Annotated in this window: 1 protein-coding gene; it reads right to left on the bottom strand. The window is 67.6% G+C overall.

Going from position 1 to position 1,121, the window contains the following annotated elements; translation table 11 throughout:
* On the bottom strand, positions 1-1,106 hold a 1,106-nt coding region (locus ACFOY2_RS54655; protein WP_379536112.1), incomplete at its 3' end, for an RNA-guided endonuclease InsQ/TnpB family protein.
* Positions 1,107-1,121: the final 15 nt, after the last annotated feature.

Here is a 1,121-nt window from a genome sequence, read left to right on the forward strand (position 1 = left end):
CCTGGTCTGACCTGCCCTCCACAGTCGTTTATGCCGTGTCCAGCCGGCCCGGCGGCCACGGTCGAGCCGTTGATGCGTCGCCCTTCGATGAGAATGTTGATCGCGGCGGCGATGTCGCGGTCGTGGTGCTCGCCGCAGCAGCGGCAGTCCCACTCCCGGATGTCCAGCGGGAGCTTGCCGACCTTCCATCCACAGCAGGGGCAATACTGGGAGCTGGGATGCCAGCGGCCGATCTTCGTCACCGTCCTGCCGTAGCGGACGGCCTTGCCGGCCAGCATGGTCACGAACACGCCCCAGCTCGCATCGGTGACCGACTTGGCCAGCCGGCTGCGGGCCAGGGCACGCACGGCCAGATCCTCGATGTGCACCGTTTGGTTCTCACGGATGATCGAGGTCGTGTTCTGGTGCAGGAAGTCCCGGCGAGCGTCGGTCACCTTGGCGTGCTGACGCGCGAGTTTCACTCTGGCCTTGTCACGGTTGGCCGATCCCTTCCGTTTGCGGGCCAGCGATCGCTGCAAACGGGCGAGTTTCTTCTCCCGCCGCCGCAACCATTTCGGATTGGCGATCTTCTCCCCGGTGGAGGTGACCGCATAGTGGGTCAACCCCAGATCGATGCCGATCTCGCCGCCGGTCTCGGATAGCACCTGGCCCTCGTCGCTCACCTGCACGACGAAGGAGGCGAAATACCGGCCGGCGGCGTCCTGGATGACCGTGACCGAGGACGGGGCGGCGGGCAGCGCCCGCGACCAGCGCACCTCCACCTCGCCGATCTTCGCCAGATACAGGCGGCCTTGGCCGGTGAGGGAGAACGCGGCCGTGGTGAACCGGGCCGACTGCCGCCGATCACGGCGGGACTTGAAAACCGGCAGCCCCATCTTCGGGCCCCTGCGCCGGCCCGACACCGAATCGAAGAAGTTCTTGTAGGCGACGTTCAGGTCACGCACCGACTGCTGCAGCACCACCGAGGAGACCTCGGCGAGCCACGCCCGCTCGGGACGGCGCTTGGCCTGAGTCAGGACCAGGCGCTGGAGTTCGGCGTCCCCGATGAACGGCAGCCCGGCCTTGCGCGCGGCCTTGCGGGCGGCCAGAGCGTCGTTCCACACCATGCGGGCACACCCGAA

The organism is Nonomuraea purpurea (genome assembly GCF_042650645.1).
GTDB lineage: Bacteria > Actinomycetota > Actinomycetes > Streptosporangiales > Streptosporangiaceae > Nonomuraea > Nonomuraea purpurea.